The 26204-nt window shown below is 40.1% G+C and carries 25 protein-coding genes and 1 pseudogene; all 26 read right to left on the minus strand.

Annotated elements, in window-relative coordinates; all coding sequences use genetic code 11:
* Positions 1-104: 104 nt before the first annotated feature.
* Positions 105-1055, minus strand: a complete 951-nt coding sequence (locus R4Z10_RS20030) for a nuclease-related domain-containing protein (RefSeq protein ID WP_338471032.1) — start codon at positions 1053-1055, stop codon at positions 105-107.
* 296 nt (positions 1056-1351) lie between these two features.
* A complete protein-coding gene (locus R4Z10_RS20035; protein WP_338471033.1) occupies positions 1352-1759 on the minus strand; it encodes a F0F1 ATP synthase subunit epsilon in 408 nt (135 codons plus the stop codon).
* Positions 1760-1781: 22 nt separating this feature from the next.
* The gene (gene atpD, locus R4Z10_RS20040; protein ID WP_338471034.1) at positions 1782-3194 is read right to left on the minus strand and encodes a F0F1 ATP synthase subunit beta; all 1413 of its coding nucleotides are present in this window, start codon (positions 3192-3194) and stop codon (positions 1782-1784) included.
* A 277-nt stretch (positions 3195-3471) separates the two neighbouring features.
* On the minus strand, positions 3472-4332 hold the full coding sequence (locus tag R4Z10_RS20045; protein ID WP_338471035.1) for a F0F1 ATP synthase subunit gamma: 861 nt from the start codon (positions 4330-4332) through the stop codon (positions 3472-3474).
* Between the two features lie 122 nt (positions 4333-4454).
* Positions 4455-5963, minus strand: coding sequence for a F0F1 ATP synthase subunit alpha (atpA, locus tag R4Z10_RS20050; protein ID WP_338471036.1), 1509 nt, complete (start codon positions 5961-5963; stop codon positions 4455-4457).
* 22 nt (positions 5964-5985) lie between these two features.
* A complete protein-coding gene (locus tag R4Z10_RS20055) occupies positions 5986-6522 on the minus strand; it encodes a F0F1 ATP synthase subunit delta (protein WP_338471037.1) in 537 nt (178 codons plus the stop codon).
* On the minus strand, positions 6519-7037 hold the full coding sequence (atpF, locus tag R4Z10_RS20060; protein WP_338471038.1) for a F0F1 ATP synthase subunit B: 519 nt from the start codon (positions 7035-7037) through the stop codon (positions 6519-6521). Before atpF ends, R4Z10_RS20055 begins: the two co-directional genes overlap by 4 nt.
* 132 nt (positions 7038-7169) lie before the next feature.
* Positions 7170-7382 carry a F0F1 ATP synthase subunit C gene (gene atpE, locus R4Z10_RS20065; RefSeq protein ID WP_338471039.1) on the minus strand — a complete coding sequence of 71 codons (213 nt, stop codon included), beginning with the start codon at positions 7380-7382 and terminating at the stop codon, positions 7170-7172.
* A gap of 68 nt (positions 7383-7450) precedes the next feature.
* Positions 7451-8161 (minus strand): F0F1 ATP synthase subunit A, encoded by a 711-nt coding sequence (gene atpB, locus R4Z10_RS20070; RefSeq protein WP_338471040.1) that lies wholly within the window; start codon positions 8159-8161, stop codon positions 7451-7453.
* 24 nt (positions 8162-8185) lie between these two features.
* Positions 8186-8560, minus strand: a complete 375-nt coding sequence (locus R4Z10_RS20075; protein WP_338471041.1) for an ATP synthase subunit I — start codon at positions 8558-8560, stop codon at positions 8186-8188.
* 522 nt (positions 8561-9082) lie between these two features.
* Entirely contained in the window at positions 9083-11329 is a 2247-nt protein-coding gene (locus R4Z10_RS20080) for a S8 family serine peptidase (RefSeq protein ID WP_338471042.1), read from the minus strand.
* Positions 11330-11472: 143 nt separating this feature from the next.
* A complete protein-coding gene (gene upp / locus R4Z10_RS20085) occupies positions 11473-12102 on the minus strand; it encodes a uracil phosphoribosyltransferase (RefSeq protein WP_338471043.1) in 630 nt (209 codons plus the stop codon).
* A gap of 172 nt (positions 12103-12274) precedes the next feature.
* A complete protein-coding gene (gene glyA, locus R4Z10_RS20090) occupies positions 12275-13516 on the minus strand; it encodes a serine hydroxymethyltransferase (RefSeq protein WP_338471044.1) in 1242 nt (413 codons plus the stop codon).
* 233 nt (positions 13517-13749) lie between these two features.
* Positions 13750-14319, minus strand: coding sequence for a TIGR01440 family protein (locus R4Z10_RS20095; protein ID WP_338471045.1), 570 nt, complete (start codon positions 14317-14319; stop codon positions 13750-13752).
* A gap of 245 nt (positions 14320-14564) precedes the next feature.
* Positions 14565-15011 carry a ribose 5-phosphate isomerase B gene (gene rpiB / locus R4Z10_RS20100; protein ID WP_338471046.1) on the minus strand — a complete coding sequence of 149 codons (447 nt, stop codon included), beginning with the start codon at positions 15009-15011 and terminating at the stop codon, positions 14565-14567.
* A gap of 244 nt (positions 15012-15255) precedes the next feature.
* A pseudogene (locus tag R4Z10_RS20105) lies at positions 15256-16551 on the minus strand (HAMP domain-containing methyl-accepting chemotaxis protein).
* 28 nt (positions 16552-16579) lie between these two features.
* The gene (locus R4Z10_RS20110; RefSeq protein WP_338471047.1) at positions 16580-17020 is read right to left on the minus strand and encodes a low molecular weight protein arginine phosphatase; all 441 of its coding nucleotides are present in this window, start codon (positions 17018-17020) and stop codon (positions 16580-16582) included.
* 118 nt (positions 17021-17138) lie between these two features.
* On the minus strand, positions 17139-17693 hold the full coding sequence (locus tag R4Z10_RS20115; RefSeq protein ID WP_338471048.1) for a manganese efflux pump MntP family protein: 555 nt from the start codon (positions 17691-17693) through the stop codon (positions 17139-17141).
* A gap of 359 nt (positions 17694-18052) precedes the next feature.
* The gene (locus tag R4Z10_RS20120) at positions 18053-19093 is read right to left on the minus strand and encodes an L-threonylcarbamoyladenylate synthase (protein ID WP_338471049.1); all 1041 of its coding nucleotides are present in this window, start codon (positions 19091-19093) and stop codon (positions 18053-18055) included.
* 180 nt (positions 19094-19273) lie between these two features.
* A complete protein-coding gene (locus tag R4Z10_RS20125) occupies positions 19274-19726 on the minus strand; it encodes a hypothetical protein (protein ID WP_338471050.1) in 453 nt (150 codons plus the stop codon).
* Positions 19727-19906: 180 nt separating this feature from the next.
* Complete coding sequence (gene spoIIR, locus R4Z10_RS20130; protein WP_338471051.1) at positions 19907-20599, minus strand: stage II sporulation protein R; 693 nt, start codon at positions 20597-20599, stop codon at positions 19907-19909.
* Positions 20600-20858: 259 nt separating this feature from the next.
* Positions 20859-21716 carry a peptide chain release factor N(5)-glutamine methyltransferase gene (gene prmC, locus R4Z10_RS20135; protein ID WP_338471052.1) on the minus strand — a complete coding sequence of 286 codons (858 nt, stop codon included), beginning with the start codon at positions 21714-21716 and terminating at the stop codon, positions 20859-20861.
* A 2-nt stretch (positions 21717-21718) separates the two neighbouring features.
* Positions 21719-22789 carry a peptide chain release factor 1 gene (gene prfA / locus R4Z10_RS20140; protein WP_338471053.1) on the minus strand — a complete coding sequence of 357 codons (1071 nt, stop codon included), beginning with the start codon at positions 22787-22789 and terminating at the stop codon, positions 21719-21721.
* Between the two features lie 445 nt (positions 22790-23234).
* Positions 23235-23435, minus strand: coding sequence for a 50S ribosomal protein L31 (rpmE, locus tag R4Z10_RS20145; protein ID WP_338471054.1), 201 nt, complete (start codon positions 23433-23435; stop codon positions 23235-23237).
* 150 nt (positions 23436-23585) lie between these two features.
* On the minus strand, positions 23586-24851 hold the full coding sequence (rho, locus tag R4Z10_RS20150; protein ID WP_338471055.1) for a transcription termination factor Rho: 1266 nt from the start codon (positions 24849-24851) through the stop codon (positions 23586-23588).
* Positions 24852-25169: 318 nt separating this feature from the next.
* The gene (gene glpX / locus R4Z10_RS20155) at positions 25170-26132 is read right to left on the minus strand and encodes a class II fructose-bisphosphatase (RefSeq protein WP_338471056.1); all 963 of its coding nucleotides are present in this window, start codon (positions 26130-26132) and stop codon (positions 25170-25172) included.
* Positions 26133-26204 lie beyond the last annotated feature (72 nt).

Raw genomic sequence — 26204 nt, forward strand, 5'->3', positions numbered from 1 at the left:
TATATTGCGACTCTTCCAAAAATATTTCTATAGTTAGAATGATTTTAATCTCTTATTAGAACATATTCATAAATATGATTTTCATGACGGATAAGTTATGAATCCTATACGGTGAAATAATATGTGCGGTCTTTATATTTTCCTACTGTTTGAAGGTTCATATTTTTTAAGAGTTGGTAGGCAATATGAATAGAGGTTAGATCGAGGAATTCCCTACATTGCTGGTTGGTTATACAGTGATTTAATAATAGAAACTCTTCTACTGCTCTAATATGTGCTGTTTTAGAGGAGTGTTGGCATTTCATGCATTTCCATGATCCGGAGATCCTTTTCATAGGGAGAAAATAACACTCTGGACATTGAGCCCCTTTAATTAATTCGGAAAAAGTGATGTGATAATCATCCAGTATATTGGTAATTAGTGGTTCATGATTTTTTATAATAAGTTTATGTATCCTTCTTATTTCTTTATCCATTAATATTTCCTCTCGAAAGGTCTTTTCCAAACCTTCCATTTTTGTCATGATTTGATCGGCGTATATAACCTTTTGAAAGACCCGCTTGTCCATTTTAGAAGTACTAAACATTGAATTCCCCTCATGAAACGCGACTAAATAGTCAATAGGGAATGCTTTTATTTTATACTTATTAAGCCACTCTTTTAACTGCATTTGTTGACGTATCGCTTGGTTAATAGGATTGGAATAACTGATCTCTTGGTTTTGGATGAGTTGTTTCGTATAGGGATCAATATGAAGATGACCGGCGATGTTCTTCGCTTCAATGATAAGGGAATAAAAAGGAGAGATTAATAAAGTATCAATTTGAAAGTGATGGAGATTTTTTAGGCGGAAGTCTCTAATGATTGTGTATCGGTGGTTTTTAGGTAAAAAGGATAAATGGTAGTCAACATTAAGTTCCCCACGGTACCCTGCCCTTCTTATCGATCGTTCTCTTTCAATTTCTACTCTTTTAGGATGATTTGCAGGCAAACGATTACACAATGCTTCTACTTGTCTAAGTCTTAATGGCTTTGGCCGTACATTTTGAGTCAATTTTCGTCACTCCTAATTTGCTTTATGAGGGATTACACTTTTTCGGAGAGAAATACACTTATTTCCCGGGGAAATAAAGTTACCTTTGTAAATGAATCATACAGGTATTGAGTTTACTCGTATTTATCGGGGGGTTACTCGTATTTTTAATCCATTTACTCGTATTTTCCACCCCCTTACTCGAATTTTTCCAAATTCAGGTAATTACTCCAGTCCCTCTCCCACATTATACTCGGTATCCTCCTATTGTCTATACGAACATAAAAAAACCTCCTTCATCATGAAGGAGGTTTCTGTTAAAAGTCGCCTTTGGCTACGTTTATACGATTGACTGCTCGTCGTAAAGCAAGTTCAGCACGCTTAAAATCGATAGCGGCTTGCTTGCTTTCATTTAGACGTTGTTCTGCACGTTTTTTTGCTTCCACTGCACGTTCAACGTCAATATCGACTGCTTTTTCAGCAGCTTGTGCTAAAATGGTTACTTGGTCCGGACGAACTTCTAAAAAGCCACCGGTTACCGCAACGAAGTCTGTTTTGCTACTATTTTTCAAGCGAACAGCTCCGATTGCAAGCGGTGCTACCATTGGAATATGGCCAGGCAGGATTCCAAGTTCTCCACTTTGGGCTTTTGTGCTAACCATTTCCACTTCAGACTCATAAACCGGTCCATCGGGAGTAACAACATTGACCTTCATTGTCTTCATTTTTTACCCTCCTGGTCCGAAATTATACCTCTACACCCATTTGCTTTGCTTTTTCAATTACTTCTTCAATTCTTCCTACTAGACGGAACGCATCCTCTGGAAGGTGGTCATATTTACCTGCAAGGATTTCTTTAAATCCTTTAACTGTTTCTTTAACAGGTACATAGGATCCAGGTTGTCCAGTGAACTGTTCAGCCACGTGGAAGTTTTGTGATAAGAAGTTTTGAATACGGCGTGCACGGGCAACAACTAATTTATCCTCATCAGAAAGCTCATCCATCCCTAACATTGCAATGATATCTTGAAGTTCACGATATTTTTGTAGTGTTACTTGGACTTGACGAGCGATTTCATAGTGTTCTTCTCCAACAATTTCAGGAGATAATGCACGTGAAGTAGATGCAAGTGGATCCACCGCAGGGTAGATACCCATCTCAGATAGTTTACGCTCAAGGTTTGTTGTTGCATCTAAGTGAGCGAACGTTGTAGCTGGAGCCGGGTCAGTATAGTCATCGGCAGGTACATAAATCGCTTGAATCGATGTAACAGAACCTTTATTTGTTGATGTAATACGTTCTTGTAAACGTCCCATTTCCGTTGCAAGTGTTGGCTGATAACCAACCGCTGATGGCATACGTCCTAAAAGAGCGGATACCTCAGAACCTGCTTGTGTGAAACGGAAAATATTATCAATGAACAATAACACGTCTTGGCCTTGCTCATCACGGAAATATTCAGCCATTGTTAACCCTGTTAACGCAACACGCATACGGGCACCAGGAGGCTCGTTCATTTGTCCGAATACCATCGCTGTTTGCTTAATAACACCTGAATCTGTCATTTCCCAGTAAAGGTCATTTCCTTCACGAGTACGCTCACCTACACCAGCGAAAACAGAAATACCGCTGTGCTCTTGAGCAATGTTATTGATTAATTCCTGAATTAAAACTGTTTTACCAACACCGGCACCACCGAATAGACCGATTTTTCCCCCTTTAATATATGGAGCAAGTAGGTCTACTACTTTAATCCCTGTTTCAAGGATTTCAACTTCTGTTGATAATTCTTCAAATTTTGGTGCTTCTCTATGGATAGGGTCACGACGTTCACTTGCAGGAATTTCTTCCCCAAGGTCAATCGTATCACCTAATACGTTAAATACACGTCCAAGTGTAACGTTTCCAACTGGAACTGAAATCGGTGCACCCGTATCAAGTACATCAATGCCGCGAGTTAGTCCATCAGTTGAAGACATCGCAATTGTACGAACTGTGTCATCGCCTAGATGAAGAGCAACTTCTAGAGATATGTCAATCTCAACATTTTCATCGCGATGCGCGATTTTCAATGCGTTATTAAGTCTTGGTAGTTGTCCGCTTTCAAACTTCACGTCAACGACCGGACCCATAACCTGAACAACGCGTCCTTTGTTCATCATTTTCCCTCCTGTCGTAGTAAAGCCAAAGCGCCTCGCCCACCCTCGTCAAACTCTAGACAAGTCTCAGAGAAAGTTTTTTACCTTCCAGGAGGATTGGCTTAAGTCCCCGAGGTGTAGGCGCTATAGCTAGATCGTTCTTTTAAAAAGTACTTAAAAGCTCCATTGTCGCTGGCGTCAACGAGACGACACTCACAACCGTTTATTAGCAGGCATGAGGATGTCCGCAGGAGCTAGACTAATTATTAAAGAAAGAGAAGTGAAACCTTCTCTTCTATTATTCGAGAGCAGAGGCGCCGCCCACGATTTCTGTAATCTCCTGTGTAATAGCAGCTTGTCGAGCACGGTTATAACTTAAATCTAAGTTTCGAATAATATCATTTGCATTATCCGTCGCACTCTTCATTGCTGTCATACGTGCTGCATGTTCACTTGCTTTACTGTCTAATACAGCTCCGTAAATTAAACTTTCGGCGTATTGAGGTAATAATACTTCGAGGATTGCTTCGGCTGATGGTTCATACTCATAAGCGCTAGTCATTCCACCACCACGACTCATATCCGTGAATGGAAGTATTTTTTTCTCAGTTACATCATATTTAATTGCATTTACATAATGGCTGTAATAAATGTAGAGTTCATCAAATGTTTCATCTGCAAACATGTCTACCGTTTTACTTGTAAAGTCTTTAATGTCTGTAAAAGAAGGCTGATCGTGTAAGCCGACTATATCTAGGATCACGTTCATACCCTTTTTTACAAAAAAGTCACGTCCTACACGGCCTAGTGCAATAATAACAAATTCATCATTTGATTTATGACGTCCTTGAATCGTTCTATTTACTTCACGCAAGACATTACTATTATAAGAGCCAGCTAATCCACGATCCGCTGTAATGACGATATAACCAGTCTTCTTCACTGGCCGAGATTTTAACATTGGATGACTTGCATCCTCTGCATTTGCAGCAACCGCTGTTGTTACTTCTTGAATTTTATCCATGTATGGAACAAAGGATTTGGCATTCAGTTCTGCACGGTTCATTTTCGCTGCAGATACCATTTGCATCGCCTTTGTAATCTGACTCATCTTTTTTGTTGAGTTAATACGTTTTTTTATGTCGCGTAAAGATGCCACAGGTTCTCACCACCTTGATTCACCTTTTAAGAGGTTTAACTTACTAAAAAGTCAATTATTATTTGGCCTCATGCCTTTGAAAGAGCCTTATGGACTCTATATAGAAATGAGTGTTATGTTCGTTATTCTGAAACAGCAAATGTTTTCTTAAATTCATTGATTGCAGCTGCGAAATCCTCGTCTGCTGGCAATTCTTTCGTGTTAGCAATATGGTCTAGAATTTCTTTCTTGTTCGTCTCTAACCATGATAAATATTCAGCTTCAAAACGACGAATGTCGTGAACTGGAATATCATCTAAGAAGCCACGTGTTAACGCGTAAAGAATGGCAACTTGTTTTTCAACTTTCAATGGTTTGTTCAAGTCTTGCTTTAACACTTCAACTGTACGAGCTCCACGTTCAAGCTTTGCCTTTGTTGATGCATCTAAGTCTGAACCAAACTGAGCAAATGCTTCAAGTTCACGGTATGATGCAAGGTCAAGACGAAGCGTACCAGCAACCTTTTTCATTGCTTTGATTTGTGCAGATCCACCAACCCGGGATACAGATAACCCAGCATTGATCGCAGGACGCACACCTGAGAAGAACAAGTCTGATTGTAAGAAGATTTGTCCATCTGTAATAGAAATAACGTTTGTTGGAATATAAGCAGAAACGTCTCCAGCTTGAGTTTCAATGAAAGGTAATGCTGTGATTGATCCAGCACCTTTTGCATCACTTAATTTTGCTGCACGCTCAAGTAAGCGTGAGTGTAAGTAAAATACATCCCCTGGATATGCTTCACGACCTGGAGGACGACGAAGTAATAGGGATAATTCACGATAAGCGGAAGCTTGTTTTGTTAAATCATCATATACGACTAAAACATGCTTGCCATTATACATAAACTCTTCACCCATTGCGACACCCGCATATGGTGCTAAGTAAAGTAATGGAGCTGGTTCTGATGCTGACGCTGTTACAACGATTGTATAATCTAATGCGCCATTTTTACGAAGCGTTTCAACAACGTTACGAACGGTTGATTCTTTTTGTCCAATTGCAACATAAATACAAATCATATCTTGGTCTTTTTGGTTAATAATCGCATCAATCGCTACAGAAGTTTTCCCTGTTTGACGGTCTCCGATAATTAACTCACGCTGTCCACGACCAATCGGAACTAAAGCATCAATTGCTTTAATCCCTGTTTGTAATGGCTCATGAACAGATTTACGATCCATTACCCCAGGTGCTAAATATTCAATTGGACGAGTTTTTGAAGTTTTAATTGGACCTAATCCATCAACTGGTTGTCCAAGTGGGTTCACGACACGTCCGATCAATTCGTCCCCAACAGGAACTTCCATGATTCTACCCGTACGGCGAACTTCATCACCTTCACGAATCTCAGAGTATGGTCCTAAAATAACAATACCGACGTTATTTTCTTCTAGGTTTTGTGCTAAACCCATAACGCCATTTGAAAATTCAAGTAACTCTCCAGCCATGGCATTATCAAGACCATGAGCACGCGCAATCCCGTCACCGACTTGGATAACCGTTCCTACATCATTTACTTGAATGTCAGACTGATAACTTTCGATTTGCTGTTTTATCAGTGCACTAATTTCTTCAGCTTTAATGCTCATGAGTTTCACCCCTATCTACAACTTAACGTAACAATTGGCGTTCCAAGCGCTCTAACTTACCCTTGACGCTGCCGTCATAAATACGGTTACCGACGCGAAGTTTAATACCACCGAGCAAATTGGAATCCACTATATTTTCAATCCGAAGATCTTTTTTACCTAACTTCTTGGCAAATGTCTTAGAAAGTGCTTTTATTTCTTTTTCTGTTAAAGGACGAGCAGATGTAACTGTTGCCTCAGCAATTCCTTTTTCGTTATTTGTCAATTCAATAAAGTGATCAGCGATTTGGACAATGAGTCCTTCACGCCCGCGATCAACTAATAAATTAAATGTATTTTGTAAAAAAGGATTTGCATTTGAAAAAGCATTTTGAAGTAGTTGTTTTTTCTTATCTTTTGATAGCTTTGGAGATGACAGTAATGTGTTGAAGTCTTGATTTTGTTGAATTACTTCTCTCACTACACGAAGCTCCGTATCTAATTGATCAAGAAGCTTTTGTTCAATAGCAACCTGGAAAAGTGCGAACGCGTAGCGGTTTGCAATTGCCGGATTACTCATCGCTTCTCTCCTACCTCTTTAATATAATTGTTAATAAACTTCGTTTGTTCTTTTTCGTTTAACTCTTTTTCTATTACTTTAGAAGCAATTAGTACAGACAATGAAGTAACCTGTTCTTTAATTGCAGCAACAGCTTGTTCCTTCTGTTGTTCAATTTCAAGTTTGGCACTTTCCTTCAAGCGACCTGCTTCTGAACGTGCAGCTGTTATAATTTCCTCGCGTTGTACTTCTGCTTGTTTTTTCGCATTTTCGATTAAACCTTGTGCTTCACCCCGTGCTTCTTTTAATAAGGCACGTTGTTGGTCTAATAAATCCGCTGCCTCTTTGCGGCTTTTTTCGGCATTTTCAATTTCATTAGCGACAAATTCTTCACGTTGCTTCATCATCCCCATTAAAGGACCCCATGCAAACTTCTTAATAAGCGCTAACAAAACGATAAACATAATTAATTGGAAAAGAGCATCTCCACCATTAAAACCCGTTGCTGCTCCCAATACAAATTGTTCACCTGACACGTTCGCTTCACTCCCTTCAAACATGTTTTATCCATTTATCTCTTCATTCTTACCATCTACATTCAAATAATTGCATAAAGGAAAGGCGAAGGCTCTTAACGATTCTTCGCCATTTAATTCTATCTTGTTCAGTTAACGACCAACTACCATAAACGCAATAACTACGGCCATGATAGGAATCGCCTCAACGAACGCTACCCCTAAGATCATTGTACCTTGAAGCATACCTTTTGCTTCTGGTTGACGAGCCATACCCTCTACTGTACGTGATACGATCATACCGTTACCGATACCAGCACCTAGTGCCGCTAATCCAACTGCTATTGCTGCTGCTAATGGACCCATTATTGAATTCCTCCTTGAGATTTATGATTTATTTTTCATTATAATGTTCAATGATGAACAGCTATATATTAATGGTCATGACTAACTTTATGAGAAAGGTAGACCATTGATAACAATGTAAAGATATAAGCTTGAATAGCACCCATGAATGTTGAGAACCCTAGCCATGCAACGGTTGGAATGATCGCTGCAATCGTTCCACCAACACCTGTTGCTAAACCGCCTGCTAGTAAAGTTAGTAACACTTCACCGGCAAAGATATTACCGTAAAGACGAAGACCTAACGTTAATGTGTTAGAGAATTCCTCTACCAATTTAATTGGTAACATAAACGAAAAAGGAGTGACAAACGCTTTTAAATATTGTTTCATACCCCTTTGTTTCACTCCATAGTAATGAGCAAGACCCATTACTGTTGCAGCCAACGTTAGAGTAACAACTGGATCGGCTGTTGGTGACTTCCACCAAAGTACCCCATCATATGTAATAGCAAATGGGAGTCCTAATGTATTAGAAACAAATATATACATAATTAGGGTTATCCCCAGCACATGGAAGTGTCCCCCTTCTTTCCAATCCATACTGCTTCGAATAATGTTTCTCACAAAATCCATTATCCATTCAAAGAAATTTTGCATTCCTGTAGGTTTCATGGATAGATTTCTCGTGCATACTACAGCTATGATGAATACAATCAAACTTGCTACTGTTATCATGAGGACATTTGATAAGTTGAATGTTAAACCCAGAAATTCTACTAAAGGAGCTCCATGTCCCATTTCTAATTCACCTCACTTCTTTTATTAATTATGTGAATTCTTGTGTTCGATAAAAAAATCTATCATAATGACAACATAAGTTATCATTAATCCTATAATCACACTAACTAGATGGAGATACTGGGGATATTCCATCGCAATTAGAACCCCTAGGATCGCAGTTGCCACTCTAGAAAAGAAACCTAGCGATTTAACAACCTTTCCATTGTCAAATTGTTGGCTAAATCGATCCATTCTTTTAACCAAAAGCCATAAGTTAATCAGACTAAGGCTTGTACCTAGGATAAGGCCCAAAAATACATCCTGGTAGGATGTAAACCCCCAACCAAGTACGAATATAGCTAACAAGTAAAATATGTATGATCTAACTCGAGTAAACATGCTCCTGTATTCTGGCATTCCTATATTAATTCTCCTATGTGAATTGTTATACAACTAGTTACACAATCCACCAACTTTAATAATGAAGCATTCAATATGAATGTTAGTCCCTATCAATTTTTAGTAGTAAAAAAATATCAATCTAATTCATTCACCAAAAATGAATAAAGTGCTACCTTAATTATTATAAACGCTAACCTTAGAGATTTACAATGTTTTATCGCGATTTTATTTATTGTTAGAATCATCAGATAAATCCTGTTGTTACTCACGATATTATGTTGGAATAATTTGTTCGTTCGACCTTAAAAACATTGAAATCAAACAATTGCAAACCCTTCCACTTTATCCTCTGTTAGGATACAACAGACTTATCATCCTGTCAATGTCATTTTTGTCAGTAATGAGACAAACATCACACTTACAATCATTTTGTTCACACATTTTTCAAGAATTATTAAAACCTATATCACTATACCATAACAGACAGCCCCCTCCCCTCCTCTTATATATAACATTTGAGAAAAGGGAGGAATTGTTTTATTTGGATAAAGTATCTACAGGAGGCGCAATTTGAATCAACGTCTCAACCCAGTCCTCTTGACCTGCCTTTCTTGCAAAAACCTTCGCTACATACATCCCTTGTTCTGGTAAAGATTCTGCTGAGATTTCTTTTTGAATCAGACCTTTTCCGATATTTCTTTTCCAATCCAAAAATTGAATAAATTGGTAAGTATCAGGGTGAAATAAGGCTACACCAAATTCTTCTGCTCCTCCTGGAAGGTAAACCTCGTAGCGATAATTTCCCGGGTGATCACCTGCGCCAAAGTCAAATCCCATTACACGTGGGTAATCAGGTTCCTCTAACACAAATAAGTAGGGAAGATAGAGGGGCTTCCCATCACTTTCAACAACAATATTCCCGTCATAAACCTTCTCAGTCAATTGATCAGGATCTGCCGTCATTTGGATTTTTACTTTTCTTTTTTCACCTGGAGGGATTTCAAAAGCCATCGGCAAGTGCCATGCTATCCCTTTATGCTGTTTAGGTGTTTGAAAGGAAACTTTTTTTGGATGTTCGGATGTGTTTTCAATTGTAACGGTTTGTTCATGTTCATGATTCACGTCTGTCGCTGTGAATTTCCCAAACTTGAGTGAAGACGGATAGACAAGGGTTTCCGCTTTCAGTGACTCCTGAAGTTGAATTCTTCCTGCCCCTTGTTCATAGGTTTTGTATAGCTCCCCTTTCTCTTTATAAAGTGGTTTAGCATAATTCATTAGAGCCGCTTTTATTTTTTCAGGACCCCAGTTCGGGTGTGCCTGTTTTAAAATTGCGCAGGCCCCTGCCACATGTGGCGCCGCCATACTAGTGCCTTGTAGGGGTAAATATCCGCCCGGAATCGTACTGTTAATTGCGACACCTGGTGCCAGTATGTCAGGCTTTACCTCCCAAGTAGTGGTGACTGGTCCTCTTGAACTAAAATCTGCTAATGTATCTTTTTCTTCTATTATAATGGTTTTAATAAGGGTGAGCTTTTTATCTAACGCCTGTTTAAGGTTCTGACCATCCTTTTTCGTAATGCTCATGACAGGAATGGTACTCGTTTGCGTTAAGTTCCCAATTAACGGCCCCTTTGTGTTGTTATAAATAACGACCGCGATGGCCCCCGCCTTTTCGGCATTGCTTACCTTTTCTGAAAAGGTTAATTCCCCTCTTTCCATTAAGACAATTTTGCCCTTAACCTGTTTTAATTGTGTTTTTTTCCCCGTACCCCCATCTACTAATTCATGCGAGCGGTCAAGGTCCCAAGGTACAGATCCTTGTAAAGGCTGGAGGCGAATTCGGTCACCATCTATTTCTATATAGGGGATTTTCATTGTCGGAGTTGACGCTCCTACCGAGATTGCTTTAGAAGCAGTTCCAGGAGACCCGACCGTCCACATATTCGGACCGGAGTTCCCCGATGAAGTCACAGCAACAATCCCATGATCGACTGCGTTGTTTAAGGCCACACTTAATGGCAAATCAGGGCCATTTACACTATTCCCAAGCGATAAGTTCAAAACATCCACCTTATCTTTAATGGCTTGCTCAATGGCAGCGACGACTTGCTCGGTTGTTCCCATGCCACCTGGTCCAAGCGCACGATAGGCAATAATTGTTGCATCAGGCGCCACTCCTACCATCCTTCCGTTTGCTGCGATAATCCCGGCCACATGTGTACCATGAAACGTACCGAGACCTTCCGTCCCCTTCGTTTCCATGGGATCCCCGTCCGCATCAACCATATCCCGGCCGCCTCCATAATTGCGTCTTAAATCTTCATGCTCATAGTCAATTCCTGTGTCTATTACACCGATTTTTACCCCTTTTCCCGTAAGGCGTCGATGCTGTGAATCAAATAGTCCTCTTACCCTTTCTGCACCAATAATTTCGACATTATCTCCCTGTTGAAAAAGATCCATCACTTTGTATTGATTAACTGGAGAAAGTTTCGTCATTGGGATGTCTTCCGCTAATTTTTCGAGACTCTGTGTTGGGCCTTTTGCAGAAAAGCCGTTAAGGGCATGTTGAAAAAAATGACGGATTTCAATATCTGGATACTTTTTAATCATCGCCTTTAATTCTTGCCTCTTCATTGGCTTCTCTGTCATAAAAATTGCAATTTGATCTGCTTGTTGTTCAGATGGGATTGGAGGCAGTTTGAAGTTAGATTGAGTTGAAGCTGAAACAGAATGCATGAAAATAAAGAAAAGCAAGATGAGGATAATTGATTTTCTTTTCATAAACGAATTCCTCCTTTCTCTTTATAATTTTCTTAAGAGGAAGTTTGTATGCAGTTCCATATCGATAAGCTAAGCAAGTTTATTAGTTTTTTGCACATAAAAAAGCTAGAGAGATTCCCTAGCCTTTTCGTAAAATTAAATTCTTATTTTGTACCAAACAAACGATCGCCCGCATCGCCTAGACCTGGAACGATATAGCCGTGTTCGTTTAACTTTTCATCAAGAGCAGCAATGAAAATATCAACATCAGGATGAGCTTCTTGTAATGCTTTAACGCCCTCTGGCGCAGCGACCAAGCACATAAACTTAATATGTTTGGCGCCGCGCGTTTTTAATGAGTCGATCGCTGCAATCGCTGAGCCACCTGTCGCTAACATAGGGTCAACAACAATGAAATCTCTTTCTTTTACATCAGAAGGAAGTTTCGCATAATATTCTACTGGTTGTAACGTTTCAGGATCACGGTATAAACCAACATGTCCAACTTTTGCGGCTGGAATTAACTTAAGAACTCCATCTACCATGCCTATTCCCGCACGTAGGATTGGAACAAGTCCGATTTTTTTACCTGAAAGGACTTTTGACTTTGTTTTGTCTACAGGTGTTTCGATTTCAATTTCCTCTAATGGCATATCGCGCGTAATTTCAAATGCCATTAATGTTGCTACTTCATCAACTAATTCACGGAATTCCTTTGTACCTGTGTCTGCTTTACGAATGTATGTAAGTTTGTGCTGAATGAGTGGGTGATCAAATACATATACTTTTGCCACTTTATTCGTGCTCCTTCCGAGTTTGAAAAATTATGATCTGTCATCGTTCACTGCGTTTTATTTTACAGAAAAAAAACCGCAAGAGCAACAGGCAAGGAAGATTGCAATAATTCCCACAAAAAAGAAGGGTGCCAAGCCCCTCCAAAATGGAAGATGCTTAGCACCTTATGAATTAATATTCAGGATATAATGTAAAATTACTCGTTAAATCTTCTACTCGTTGTTTTGCTTCTGCTAATTTAGCTTCATCTTCATGGTTTTTCAAAGTTAATGCCATGATTGAAGCGATTTCTTTCATTTCTTCGCTTCCAAAGCCACGAGAGGTTACTGCAGCCGTACCGATACGGATTCCACTTGTTACAAACGGTTTTTCCGGATCATATGGGATTGTATTTTTATTAACCGTAATGCCAATGTCATCTAATACCTTTTCACCAATTTTCCCTGTAATCCCGAGAGAACGTGTATCGATTAATAACAAGTGGTTATCTGTTCCACCAGAAACAAGAGTGATGCCTTCAGCTTGAAGAGCTTCCGCTAGAACTTTTGCATTTGCTACCACATTTTTTGCATATTCTTTAAAGCCGTCTTGAAGAACTTCTCCGAATGCAACTGCCTTTGCGGCAATCACATGCATTAATGGACCCCCTTGGATTCCAGGGAAAACCGATTTATCGATTTGCTTTGCGAATTTATCTTTACATAGGATCATTCCACCACGTGGACCACGCAGAGTTTTATGTGTAGTTGTCGTTACAAAATCAGCATATGGTACAGGATTCGGATGTAGACCAGCCGCAACAAGACCAGCAATATGGGCCATATCCACCATTAAGTAAGCGCCCACTTCATCAGCGATTCCACGGAACTTTTTAAAATCAATCTCACGCGGGTATGCACTTGCACCTGCGACAATTAATTTCGGCTTATGTTGACGCGCTTTTTCTAATACATCTTGATAGTCGATTACATGGTTTTCTGGGTCAACCCCATATTCAACAAAGTTATATTGAATTCCACTAAAGTTCACTGGGCTTCCATGTGTTAAGTGACCACCGTGTGAAAGGTTCATTCCGAGAACGGTATCTCCATGTTCTAAAATTGTATAGTACACAGCCATATTTGCTTGTGCCCCAGAGTGTACTTGTACGTTTACATGCTCAGCGCCAAAAATTTCCCTCGCACGATCACGGGCAATATCCTCGACGATATCTACGTATTCACAACCACCATAATAGCGACGACCAGGATAGCCTTCTGCATATTTATTCGTTAAAACGGAGCCTTGCGCTTCCATTACCGCTTGGCTGACAAAGTTTTCGGATGCGATTAGTTCTATTTTAGAACGTTGGCGACCAAGTTCTTGCTGGATCGCTTGATACACTTTTTCGTCTTGTTGCGCTACATGTTTCATGAAGATCCCCCTTAGTAAAACTTCTTTTTTTATACTATATTAACATGAACATGTTAATAGCAAATAAAGATTTCACAAAGTTATCTATTATTCTACCTTTTTCGACTATTTTATCACACCGAACCTTTTGTGGCAATTCTTTATATATTCTACGTGTTTATAATAAAAAAGTAGAATTGTTGTCTAAAAATAAAAAGGATGGCGTTCGAATCCGAACACTATCCTTTTTATTTTTAGTTACACGATTGATTTTCACTATTTTTTACATAAACGGCCCGTTCCCCACCGATGAGCTTTGGACGCGTTTTGGCCATGGTTACATGTGCATTTCCTATTGATTTGCTCAATACACGAAGCGGAACAGCGACATGTTTTAAATGCATGCCAATAAAGGTATCACCAATATCGATTCCTGCATCTGCTTTAATAAATTCCACCATTACAGGATCTTTCATATGTTGGAATGCATAGGTAGCAAAAGAGCCGCCTGCCTTTTGAACCGGAATCACTGAGACCATCTCATATTGGTATTTCTCTGCTGTTTCCCGTTCGACTACAAGAGCACGATTTAAGTGCTCACAACATTGAATCGCTAGCGATACGCCTGTTTCTGACTGGAAGGATTGCAATGCTGAAAATAAGTCTTCAGCAATTTCAAACGTTCCCGCTGTACCAATTTTATTCCCAGCTACTTCACTTGTGCTGCAGCCAATGACAAGAAGATGTTTTTCGTTTAACTGGGCTTGTTCTTGAAACTGCGATAATATATCAGCCATTTGTGATTTAATTGAAGTCGTTGACATGATTATTTCCTCCTTTTCTTAGGTTGAGGATGAGGTTCGAACATTGTGCTGGATGATCGAACCTCTTGTGTCTGAATAGGTATTTTGTTCGGACACTAGGATGATGATTGCTTGATATGTCCAAAGGTGACTTGGATTCGAACTCTAGAGGGCACTTTGCACCTCGCTATGTTCGAAATTGATCTTCATTCGGACTCTATCAGGATTTTCTCAACTAACTTTATCAGAATAGAACTCCCCTGCTTTTACTGTTGACCGTCTTCATACTGAGTAATTTTCGCTACGCGATTGGCGTGGCGGCCGCCTTCGAACTCTCCTGAAAGCCATGTTTTAGCAATCTCACGGGCTAGTCCTGGTCCAATGACACGCTCTCCCATCGCTAATACATTGCTGTCATTGTGTTCACGAGTTACTTTTGCCGTAAATAGGTCATGAACAAGAGCACAACGGATGCCTTTTACTTTATTAGCAGCAATACTCATTCCAATGCCCGTCCCACAAATTAAGATTCCACGATCAAATTCACCGCTTGCTACTTTTTCAGCTACTGGAAGGGCATAGTCTGGGTAATCTACTGAAGTCCCGCATTCACAGCCGAAATCTTCATATTGGATGCCCATTTCATCCATTAATTTCTTTATTTCCTCACGGATATTTACACCACCGTGATCAGATGCAATTGCAACTTTCATTCCAAAAGTCCTCCTAGCTTTTCAAAAAATATCTTTACTATTATATTTTGACACACTTAGCTAAAAATAAAAACCCTTCCAACCTTCTTATACCCTCTTTCCATGTGGATGAAAAACCATTGTTCTCTGTGGATGACTGAACAATCTAGCACAGACAATAAACATGTTTCATACAACATCATGTTCAAATAGGCTTATAAAAAAAGAATAGAAGAGTTCTATGTATTTAGCTTGTCCCCACTTTTTAAACCTTAAAGACTGTGATGGTTTCTTTTAATTTCTCCGCTTGTTCCTTTAATTCAACGGTAAGCTTCTCCACATTTTCAATAACCCCGGTTTGGTATTGAATCATGGCTGATACTTCTTGGGTACCAGCGGACGTCTCTTCAGCTATGGAAGCGACCTCTTCGGATTGGGCTGATAACGCCATAATGCCAGTCATTTGATCTTTTACAAGTGCGGAAATTTCCGAAATAGAGACAGCCATATTATTAACACTTGCTGTCATTTCCTCGAGAGCCTCATCTGTTTTGGTTCCCTTTACTACTTCTTCATTTGCTGTCTGAACTTGCTTCTTAATTTGGTCGACTACACGGTTGACCCCTGTTTGAATGTTTTTCGTTAAGCTTGAAATGCCTTGAACCGCTTTCGCACTTTCATCTGCCAACTTTCGGACTTCCTCTGCGACAACGGCAAAACCTCTGCCATGTTCACCCGCGCGTGCTGCCTCAATTGATGCATTTAAGGCTAGTAAATTTGTTTGACCAGCAACCTCTCCGACCAATTTGATCACTTGTTCAATTTTTGCAGCATTCTCTTCTAATTCTTTTACCGTTTGCAATGATTCTTTATTATCATTTGAAAGGGTTTCAATTCCAGTAATAAGCGATCGAACAACTTCTTTTGCATGATTCAGATCTTTCACCATTTCGGCCGAGATCGACTCGGAATGTTTGGCCGTCTGCTCTACATTTTCTGCGATTCGTATCACACCATCAATGGATTCTGTTGTCGCCTGTATCGAGATAGCTGAGCTTTCCGCACCAACTGCAATCTCAGCTGTCGTCATTGCAATGGATGATGCCTGTTCAGTTACTGCTGCCGATTCATTCGAAATCGCCAACACCTTTTCATTTGTCTGTTTGAAATTTTCATCAATATTTTGAACAATCTCTCGTAGTTTTGTTAACATTTTATCAAACGCAACCGCTAATGAACGAATTTCATTATCGACCTTTGAGGTCTCTACCTTTTCACTTAGATCACCAGAGGCTGCCTTCATAGCAGCTTTTTCCAACTTTTGCAAAGGTCTAATGATAATAGAAGCAGCAAAATAGGCAAGAATTCCTGACCATATGATCCCTAACATAAAGGTCACAATTGAAAATGTCACTTCTCAGACTGCAATGATCTCTTTTATATAAGGATAAAGGACATAAATAAAAAATGCACTTGTCGAATAGGTAATTACAGCCAAGGTTGTTGTAAAGAACACTAACTGTTTTCTAATTCCCCATTTATACTCTCGTTTGTCTTGCACCCAGTCTCCTCCTCAACTACAATGATGGTTATTTCTTCAGTCTATCGGCTACTTTTTCAATGGCTTCCTTAATCTCTTCATAAGTTTCACGATAGACATCTACAGGACCGCCAAATGGATCGGAAATATCTCGAATTCCATCCATTCCAGCAAACTCCTTCAGTGTGTATGTTTTTGCTTGTGCTTGAGGAAACATGCTAATAACGGTAGCTTTATGTCCAGAGGTCATCGTAAAAATAAAGTCGGCCCAATCCACTAAATTTTCCGTTATCATAGAGGATTTATGGTTATGAGGAATGCTGTTTTCGTCTAAAACATTTTTCGTATTTGTGGATGCCTCCGATCCATCTGATGCAAAGGTTCCGGCTGATTTCACCTTCACTCCTGGGAGATTCATATGCTTCAATAAAGATTCTGCGATTGGACTTCTACATGTATTGCCTGTACAAACAATTAAGACGGTTGTCATGATTAATCCCCCTTTTTTCAATTATAAGCCAAATTCTTCTAGGACAATAGACTGAGTGCAAAAGATTTCCTAAACCTTCACATTTACCCACATTTATGAAATTTTTTTAGCAAACGAGTTAAAACGGAAATAATAATTTGATTCCAAAAAAGATTAAAATGGCTCCACCTAGTATTTCACTGTATTTCCCAAGCCAATCTTGAACACGGCGTCCAATAAACAAACCTAACCAAGACAGCAGCATGGCTCCCGCTCCAAAGCAAATTAAAACGAGCCACGTTTTTGCCCCATAGATCCCAAGCGACAGTCCCACTGAAAAACTATCAAGGCTCACACTTAACGCAAATAAGATTAAGCCATATCCAACGGGTGTAAGCAGGCTTTCCCCTTCTTTTTTTAAACTTGCGATGATCATTTGCAGCCCTAATACTAATAATAAGCCACCTCCGATATAACCCGCAATGGCATCGAACTTTTCTGATAAAAAGCGCCCAGCCAGGATCCCTAATAAAGGCATAAAAATATGAAAAATTCCAACCGTGATCCCGATATTAAAAACTTGCCTCAACCTGAGCCTGTACATTCCCATGCCAAGACTAATCGAGAATGCATCCATTCCGAGCGCAAGTGCCATAATCATAATTGTAACCAATTCCCCAACAAACTCCGACATCCCCATACCTCCCCGGATTTACTCTTTCCAACTTATGCAAGTGAGACAAGTTTTAGAAGGTAAATATAATAGTGGAGAATCAGGGCCCCTTTCAGAATATCGGAATGAAAAGAGACTAAGAACACTCCTCGTGCTTAGTCTCTTTGAGTTGTTATGCTTTTATCAGGCTTAACGGGCAGTAAGACCCCCATTCAAGATTCAGATTAAAATAAAAGAAGAATGGCGGGGGATCAACTGCCCGTAAAGCTCCGATTGGTGAGATAAGATTTATCTTTGGGCTTCAGCCCTTAGATAAATCAATCAGGCTCTGCGTGACTAACCATCAGTAGGGGAAGAAGGACCCCCCACTGATGGAAGTTTCACTTTATCATCTTGTGGCCAGCCGCTTTTAATAAACGGTTCATAATCGCGTTTCCGACCCCCGTATTTGGAAATATTTCACTGTAAATAATGTCTACCTGCGCTCGGTCAAAACTCCTTAGAGCGGCATAAATCGAACTTGCCACAGTTTCGAGTTGCGAACGACGGCCACATACATACAGGTCATCCGCCTTGTAAAAATGCTGATTTTCTTCCGTTGTTAATACTCCCACTTTGAGTCCTTCTTGTTGGCGTTCTTCAATTAAAGCTTGAATTTGCTCTTTCGTTCCATCCACAAGATAGAGCGGCGCATCTGGTGCATAATGGCGGTACTTCATTCCAGGAGATTTTGGGGTTTCTTTCTGATCTTTCAAAGCTGGGTCAAGCAAGACTTCACCTACAACCGCCTCCAATTGCTCCTTTGTCACCCCACCTGGTCGCAAAATCACCGGAACTTCCGTTGTACAATCCACTACCGTTGATTCAACCCCTACTCCGGTTGGGCCTCCGTCTACAATCCCGGCAATTCTCCCATCCAAATCTTCCTTCACATGTTGGGCCATGGTCGGACTTGGTTTTCCCGACCGATTTGCGCTCGGTGCTGCAATTGGTAGTCCGGTCTGCTCTAAAAGATTCAATGCAACCGGATGGTCAGGCATTCGAATCCCTACCGTCATCAAGCCTGCCGTCGTTTTCTGTGATAACGTTCCTTCTTTATATGTTAAAATAATCGTTAACGGCCCAGGCCAGAAATGTTCCATTAGGATGTTTGCTGTTTGTGGAATGTGATCCACAAAGTCAGTCAACTGCTCCTTCTTCGCAATGTGGACAATAAGTGGATTGTCACTCGGTCTCCCTTTGGCAGCAAAGATTTTCTCCACAGCTTCATCACTCTGTGCATTTCCACCTAAGCCATAGACGGTTTCAGTTGGAAAAGCAACCACTTCATTTTTCCTTAATAAATCGGCAGCCTCCTGTAGTTGTGGAAAGTTTTCCAGTTTATCCACATTTTTATCCACAATCCAATATTTTGTCCTCATTTTGTTCCACCTTTTGTACTGTTAAAATAAGTTGTTCGTTACGCTGTTTTCCCATTGAAAGTATAAAAGAACAGCCTCAATTACACAAGTGTTATCCACAAAATGTGGACAATAAGGGAAACTTTGTGGATAATTCTGTGGATATTAACAAAAACATCCCCAAATACCATGCCTAACCATCTATTGAAGGGCTAGATGTCTTTTTAAAAACACAGAGTTATCCACAGTTAAGATATGTTTAACATGGTCAGATCCGGCAAAAGCCATCGGCAACTGATCTTTATCCACCATTTCGAATCCTAGGACTTCAACAAACCTCATTGCACCTAGTTTATTTGTTGCTAAATATAAATCTTTAACCCCTTGTTGACTCGCTAGTAAAAACATTTCTTGAAATAATCTTAACAAATCATGCTCCGAAGTGTCTGCAGTCATCACCAATGAGCGTAACAACCCACTTACTCCAAAGCGCTCCATCCCTAATGTTGCCTTTACAGCTCCGTGCTCATCCTCCATGATCAAACAGGTATCTAGTATATCTTTAATTCCATTTTTATTCACATTCGCCTTTTCCAAGAAGGTTGTTAATACGTTCAAATCCTCGACCTTTGCACTGCGTACATTTACATTCATCGATTCTTCCCCCTATTTAATCTTGTTAATCTATTAATATGAATAAATAGAGTAAATAGAATCATTTTTATCTATTATAGAGAAGAATTGTCGTACTCATTCGAACATGCCTTTTTGATTACTAGAAATACACTCTTTTTCCAAACAAAAAGAAGCCCGGTAACAAGGGCCCCTCCGCTTTTATCCAAAAATCCGATCCCAAATTTCTACAATGAAGAACTTCACCTTAACTGGTTCTTCATCCTCACTTGTGAATACAGGTGCTGCGGTTTGATCAAGTTCTTGGTCTAGTTTATGCTTTACCACTTGTAATGATTTTTCTTGCTCTTCTACCTCTTGTTTTTCCTCCGCCTCGTCAAACCCTTCGCTAACGGCTACTCCATTTGAAAAATCAAGGAAACATAACGGTGGAAATAAGACACACCACCAATTTGCTCCTGTTCCCTCTCCTAACGTAATGAGGATTGCCTCGTATTCGCCAGCTGGATACAAAAATTCACCATATAATTTTGTCGGGAACTCTACTTTACCAAACTCTACTTCTACGGATTGATTAACCTGTTCTTGTTCCAAAACTTTTAGCGCAATTTGCTGAAGTTGAGGAAGTCCTTCTTGAATGACTTTTTTCGCTTCCTGCTTAGACGTTAAGTGGGAAACCCATTTTGTAATTTCTGCATTCACTTCATCCCTAATTAAATGCTTTACACGTTGATCTTCTGCACTATCACTGTTCGCTAGAATTCGAAGGCGAATCGCATCATTTGGAATAACAACCGCCTCATTTGCGGTTACTTCGTTTTTCGGTATATATAAACTTAAAATGGTTCCAATGGATAAAATTAATAAATAGATGATGGCAATATTCTTTTTCATGTTTGTTAGCACCGTCCCTTCACTAAAACATTGTGGACAGGATGCCAACTTTTTAAACTAGTAAACGTAAATTTTTATGTAAGAGATTAAGAGTCTATTATTTTACCCTTTTAAGTGGGGTTACTCGTATTATTAAGGGGGCTATTTGTATTTTCGGATCCTTTACTCGTATTTTTCCGGGGGTTACTCGTATTTCTAGACCCTTTACTCGTATTTTACCATATTTAACCAATAATAAGAGGAGTCTGAGGGCTCCTCTTTAATCCATTTCCACAAATACCATCCGATCTTTCCCATTAATATCATGAACCGTTTCTATTCTCGCTGTCGGAAAGGTTTCCCGCATAAGGGCTGCAACCGCATTACTTTGCCCGGCTCCGACTTCAAACCCAACAAGTGCCTTATCTTTTAAAACAAGCGGCAGTTGTACGGCAAATTTCCGGTAAATGTCCAACCCATCTTCCCCAGCAAATAAAGCGTGATGGGGTTCATGCTCGGTCACAACAATGGACATGTCCTGCTTGTCTCCAAGCGGAATATAAGGCGGATTCGAGATCACAACGTCAAATTTACTTCCCTTCTCAATAAAGGGTTGTAAAGCATCCCCTTGTACAAATTCAATCGAAGCATGGTGCTTCTCAGCGTTCTCCACCGCAACCTGCAACGCCTTCTCAGAAATATCGGATGCGGTCATATGTATATTCGGACGCTCTGCTTTTAGCGTAATCGCAATCGCACCGCTGCCTGTGCCAATATCGACGACATGGAGTTCCTCTTCTTCACCAAATATCCGTTTCATTCGCTGAAGGGCCCCAAGAACTAATTCCTCTGTTTCAGGACGTGGAACTAACACATGCTCGTTCACAGTGAAACTTCGGCCGTAAAACTCCTCAAATCCCATAATATACTGGATTGGCCTTCCTTCACCATGCAGCAGCACCGCCTGCTTAAATGCTTTCTCTACCTCTTGGTCAAGTTCCTCCCGCAAGTTAGCTAATAATCTAGAACGGTCCATTTCTGTGTAATAACGGAGCAATAATTCCCCCGCATTTTCGTCTCGATCTTTTTCACGTAAAAAAGAAGAAGCCCAGTTCAGAGCTTCGTAAATTTTTCCCATCGTTACCCCTCAGCACTTTCTAGTTTACTGGATTGTTCTTCCATAATAAGGGCGTTAATAAATTCATCTAGTTTGCCTTCAAGGATTTGATCCAGCTTTTGGATGGTCAAACCAATCCGGTGGTCCGTTACACGGTTTTGTGGGAAGTTGTACGTCCGAATACGTTCAGAGCGATCCCCTGTTCCAACCGCTGATTTCCGTTGTTGGTCATATTCCGCTTGTGCCTCTCGCTGGAATTTATCATAAATACGGGCACGAAGAACCTTCATCGCCTTTTCTTTGTTTTTAATTTGCGATTTCTCATCCTGACAGGATACAACAACCCCTGTTGGTAAGTGGGTCAAACGAACGGCTGACATGGTTGTATTTACACTCTGTCCCCCTGGACCACTTGAAGCAAAAGTATCGACACGAATATCCTTATCATGAATATCAATTTCGACTTCCTCTGTTTCCGGAAGGACAGCTACTGTTGCGGTTGATGTATGAATCCGACCGCCAGACTCAGTTTCTGGAACACGTTGCACACGGTGGGCACCGTTTTCAAATTTCAGCTTTGAATAAGCTCCTTGGCCATTAATCATAAAGATAATCTCTTTATAACCACCCACTCCTGTTGAATGAGTTTCAATGACATCAATTTTCCAACGTTGGGCTTCTGCGAATTTGCTGTACATACGGAATAGATCTGCTGCAAATAGAGCCGCCTCATCTCCGCCGGCAGCACCGCGAATTTCCATAATTACGTTTTTATCATCGTTCGGATCTTTCGGGATTAAAAGAATTTTAAGGCGATCTTCAAGGTCCTCGATTTTATCCTCTAGTTCGTGAACCTCTTCTTTGACCATATCTCTCATTTCTGGGTCAAGCTTATCTTCGAGCATTTCTTTTGCATCTTTTAACTGTTCACGTACGACTTTATATTCACGGTAAACAGCAACCGTCTCTTGAATGTCGGATTGTTCTTTCGAATATTCGCGTAGTTTTTTTGTATCATTTATCACTTCAGGATCACTTAATAATTCGTTCAGTCTATCATAGCGATCTTCAACTGCTTGAAGCCGATCAAACATTGCATTCACCTCTTTTGTTTATTATCAGTATTAACGGCAGTCAGACCCCCACCGATGGAAGTTTCACTTTATCTAATTATAGTATAGGCAATATTTACGGTCAAAAACGAATCAGTAATCATTTAATTGGCAAGTTATCGGGATTTGCGCTGTTTTTGGGTAGATATGCGTCATTTTATAAGCGATATGCGCCATTTCCACTTCCATTTGCGTCAATTAGATCAATTCCCTGTTCGATGCTTGACCAAACCTTATTAAAAACTCCATTAAAAAACAGGCAAAGTTGATAACCTGCCTGTTCGAAATTTCGCTTGCACTTTTTATTATTCTAGTTCCAGCGACTAGCCCCTCGAGGTCACAAGCCAATCCTGCCTGAAAGGAAAAAACACCTTTCTAGCAGGCTCGTCTTGTGCTTGTCGGGGCTGGGCAAGTCGCTTGCACTTTCTTATTTAAGACCGTATTTTTTATTGAATCGGTCAACACGACCGCCAGCTTCAGCGAATTTTTGACGTCCTGTGTAGAATGGGTGGCATTCTGAACAAGTTTCAACACGAATAGATTCTTTTACTGAACCTGTTTCAAACTCGTTACCACAAGCACATTTCACTGTAGCCTTTGTAAATTTTGGATGAATTCCTGCTTTCATTCCCTTTCATCTCCTTCCGCCCTGAGTCTTTCGAAACAGAGTTATATCCAAGTGCGACAAGCGCATCTCTAGTACAAAAAACACTCTTCATATTATAGCAAGGTCTAATTTGAATTGCAACGTTTGGATTTAATTTTCCAGCAAAAAGAATTACGAGCGTTTCGCCTTCATTTCATCATTTAAATGAGCGTAGAATTCTTCATTGGACTTCGTTTGTTTTAACTTACGAAGGAATTTCTCTGAGAAATCGTGTGAATCAGACATGGATTTACGAATCGCCCAAAGCAGATCCAATTGATCTTTCGGAATAAGCAATTCTTCCTTCCTTGTCCCAGAACGACGTATATCAATCGCAGGGAAGATTCTTCTTTCAGCCAGCGCACGGTCAAGATGAAGCTCCATGTTCCCTGTCCCTTTAAATTCTTCATAGATTACATCATCCATACGAGAGCCTGTATCAACAAGCGCTGTCGCCAAAATGGTTAAACTTCCACCTTCTTCAATGTTACGAGCAGCACCGAAGAATCGTTTTGGACGGTGGAATGCCGCTGGGTCAATTCCGCCCGACAACGTACGACCACTTGGCGGTATAACCAAGTTGTAAGCACGAGCAAGTCTTGTGATACTGTCCATAAGAATCACGACATCCCGTTTATGCTCAACTAAACGCATCGCACGCTCCAATACCAATTCAGCTACTTTAATATGGTTCTCTGGAACTTCGTCAAAGGTAGAACTGACCACATCCCCATGAACAGAACGCTCAATATCGGTTACCTCTTCTGGACGTTCATCAATAAGAAGCACAATCAGCTCTGCCTCAGGATGGTTAACCGTAATACTGTTAGCGATTTCCTTAATCAACATCGTTTTCCCTGCTTTTGGAGGCGCAACAATCAGACCACGCTGACCGAACCCAACAGGAGCAAGGATGTCCATAATTCTCGTTGAAATTTTGTTTGGTGTCGTTTCTAGTTTCATTTGGCGATCTGGATATAGCGGAGTTAAGGCTGGGAAATGGACACGTTCTTTTGATGTTTCTGGATCATCCCCGTTAACAGCTTCCACTTGCAGGAGTCCAAAATAACGTTCATTTTCTTTTGGAGGACGAACTTTTCCAGATACTTTATCCCCATTCCGTAAATCAAAACGGCGAATTTGCGATGCCGAAATATAGATATCCTCTGAACTTGGCGAATAATTAATCGGTCTTAAAAAGCCGAAGCCTTCCGATTGAATAATTTCAAGGACACCTTCCATAAAAAAGTACCCTTCCTGTTCAGCCCGTGCTTTTAAAATGGCAAAGATTAATTCTTTTTTCGTTAATTTGCTATAATAGGAAACTTTATACTCACGAGCTAATTCGTATAGCTCTTTTAACTTCATATTCTCTAAACTTGATATATTTAATCCCATAATTACACCACTCTTTTGAATTTTCAATCATCCCTTTCACAAGCGGAGCATTCCCAGGCAATCGATATATGAAAGGTATTTGGAAAGTTACATTTTGTTGAGGTACCAAAAACAATCGAAGAATATCTCTGTACATGAGTGTTCATGACAAGAAAGAAGGAATGATTTATTTTACCTCTCCTGTGGACTTAAATCAATATATTTATTTTGGAAAAGAAAGATTATTTCTCTATTTCTTGGGGACATACTGATTTAAAATCTCCAGCAGGTACATTTTTAGACCTGCCGGAGCAATTTAATAAAATTATACTATTTATTTTATTCTACAACCAAATTTGGTTTCTTAGCTAAGCTATGTGTTCCTTCGATAAAACGTACAGTACCAGACTTAGCACGCATGACAATGGAATGAGTTGTTGCGTAACCCGTTATAAATTTAACCCCTTTAAGAAGTTCGCCATCCGTAATGCCTGTAGCAGCAAAAATAGCGTCATCTCCCTTAACTAGGTCATCCATATAAAGAACTTTGGTTACATCTAAGCCCATTTCTTTACAACGTTGTAGTTCTTCATCATTTTGAGGTAATAGTTTTCCTTGTAGCTCTCCGCCTAAGCATTTTAAAGCAACAGCAGCCAAGACACCTTCTGGAGCACCACCTGCTCCGAGTAGGATATCGACACCTGTATTTTCAAAAGCTGTGTTAATGGCTCCTGCCACATCCCCCGCTTCAATCAATTTAATACGGGCACCCGCTTCACGAATTTGGTGAATGATATCTGCATGACGTTCACGATTTAAGATGGTTACGACGACATCTTCAATGGGTTTATTTTTAGCTTTGGCTACAGCTTTTAAATTATCAATCACAGGAGCGTTGATATCAATTACTCCTACAGCTTCAGGACCAACTGCTATTTTGTCCATATACATATCAGGTGCATGCAGGAGGTTGCCTTTATCTGCAACTGCTAGAACAGCAAGAGAGCCTAAGCCGCCCGATGCTACAATTTCCGTTCCCTCAACTGGATCTACCGCTACATCCACTTCAGGACCGACTCCTGTACCTAATTTTTCACCAATATAAAGCATTGGTGCTTCATCCATTTCTCCTTCACCGATGACAACTGTTCCTTGCATCGGTACGGTATCAAATACTTGTCGCATCGCAGTTGTTGCCGCATCATCTGCTTCTTCTTTTTTTCCTCTCCCTAACCAACGGGCAGATTCTTGTGCAGCCCCTTCTGTTACACGAACTAATTCCATTGTTAAACTTCTTTCCATATGATCTCTCTCCTATGTGTATGTGTAATTTACCTACCGCTGTCCTTTATGATTTCCCTAAAAATAAGAGTC

The organism is Niallia sp. XMNu-256 (assembly GCF_036670015.1).
Classification (GTDB): domain Bacteria; phylum Bacillota; class Bacilli; order Bacillales; family Cytobacillaceae; genus Bacillus_BD.